2 protein-coding genes are annotated in these 1,977 nt (G+C 77.2%); both read right to left on the bottom strand.

Annotated features, from left to right (window positions below):
* A partial coding sequence (locus tag CCN72_RS29035) for an SDR family oxidoreductase (RefSeq protein WP_086810902.1) occupies window positions 1–745 on the bottom strand: 745 nt, incomplete at its 3' end.
* A gap of 112 nt (window positions 746–857) precedes the next feature.
* Entirely contained in the window at window positions 858–1,883 is a 1,026-nt protein-coding gene (locus CCN72_RS29030; RefSeq protein ID WP_167408728.1) for a hypothetical protein, read from the bottom strand.
* Window positions 1,884–1,977: the final 94 nt, after the last annotated feature.

Here is a 1,977-nt window from a genome sequence, read left to right as displayed (position 1 = left end):
TACGGCTGCGGGACGCCGCCGTATCCTCGCCCGCGTGGCCGGATACGGCGGCGTCCCGCAGCCGTACGGCACGACCCGAGCCGATGTTGATCACGCCCTGTGCGGCGGAGAGCGAGGCGGCGTGCACGGCGCGGGCGACATCGCGTACGTCCACGAAGTCGCGCTGCACACCGAGTCCGGCGAGCTTCAGCTCTCCGTCGCCCGACTGCATCGCGCGGCGCATCGCCTCGGCGAGCCGGCCGAGCGGAGAACCGGCCGGGGTGCCGGGTCCGCAGGGCGAGAAGACGCGCAGCACCACGGCGTCCAGGCCGGAGCCGAGGACGAGTTCGGTGGCGGCGAGCTTGCTGACGCCGTAGGGGCCGCCGGGGCGCGGTACCGCGTCCTCGGCCGTGGACGAGCCGGGCTGGCTGGGCCCGTACTCCGCGCCGCAGCCGATCTGCACCAGCCGCGCACCGCAGCCGCTGCGCCGCAGCGCCTCGCACACGGTGGCCACGGCGACGGTGTTGTGCCGGGTCAGCTCCCGGGCCCCGCCGCGGGTGGCGCCGGCGCAGTTGATGACGACCCCGGGGTGCACCGCCCCCAGGAACCGGGTGAGCGCGCCGGGGCTGCCGGTGGCGAGGTCGAACCGGACGTCCGCGTCGTCGCCCCGGCCGAGCGCGGTGAGCTGTACGGCGGGGTCGGCGAGCAGCCGCTCGGCGACGAACCGGCCGAGGTAACCATTGGCGCCGATCAGCAGGACCCTCATCGGACGGCTCCCTGGGCGAGGGGTGCGGGGGCTCCCTGGTGGGAGGTGGACATCTGGAGGTCTCCTTCAACGGGGTGGTGCTGTTGGTTCAGGGGGCGGCGCGAGCCGGCGCTCACTCGGGTGCTCCGGTGGGCGCGTGGGCGGAGGCCCGGGTGAGGGTGCGGCCGGCGTGCAGCAGCAGGGCCAGGGCGGCGGTGCCGCAGGCGAGGGCCGGTACGGCGGGCTCGCCCAGGGTGTCCGTGAGGGTCCGGACGGGCAGCGCGAGCAGATGGCAGTGGGGCAGCCGCCCGGCGAGCGGCAGCGCGAGGGCCACCGCCTCGGTGACCGCGGCGGCGCCGAGGACGAGGGCGGGGGCGCGCCGGTGCCGGTGCGCGATGAGCAGGCGGGCGAGCAGGAGCAGGGCGCCGAGGGTGAGCGCCTGCGGGAGGGCCGCGGGTTCGCCGAGGACCTTTCCGCACGCCAGGAGGAGCGCGGCGAGCGCGCCGAGGAACAGGGCGAAGGTGCCGAGCAGCAGGGGGCGCGCGGCGGCCGTGAAGTCTCCGAGGCCCCGGCTGCCGGCGAGTCCCCGCCGGGCGCCCGCGGCGAGGAGGTGCGCGCACCAGGCCGCCGGCGCGAGGGCCAGGATGAGGGCGAGCGCGGGCGCGGTGGCGGTGGGCCATTCGCCGCCGGGTGCGCCGTCGGGCAGCGTGTCGGGGCCGCCGGTGAGCACGTCGTGCAGCAGGCCGTCGCCGAACAGCGCGTATCCGAGCAGCCAGAGGGTCCATGCGAGGAGGGAGCCCTGCCAGGGGCGGGGACGGCGGGGTCCGTTGCGTACGGCCAGGGGGCCGGTGCGCAGCGCCGCGCGGGTCGCGAGGGCTATGACGACGATCCCGGCCGCGGCGACGAGCAGCCGCGGCTGGCCGTGGGTGGCCCGCGTCCCGGCCGTGGTGGCCGCCGCGGCGATCCCGGGCAGCAGGCTCGACAGCGCCCACGCCGCCCTGATCCGGGGTACGGGCAGGGCCGGCTTCGGCTCCGCACGGGGCTCCCCGGTCCGGGGCACGCGCGCGTACAACTCCTCGGCCAGCGAGAAGACGTCCCGGTGCCGGAACCGCGCCGCCGTCCGGTCGGTGATCCCGTCAAGGCATTGCTGCACCGGCACCGTGACCTGTGTGAGCAGGCCGTCGACGCCCTGGAGATCGCGGCCGGGCTGGAGGCGCAGGGGATCACCGACCGGACGGCGGCGCGGTTCCGGC

Source organism: Streptomyces murinus (assembly GCF_002154555.1).
Classification (GTDB): Bacteria; Actinomycetota; Actinomycetes; order Streptomycetales; family Streptomycetaceae; genus Streptomyces; species Streptomyces murinus.
Note: the sequence above shows the minus strand (reverse complement) of the source record. Positions and strands in the feature narration are given on the sequence as shown.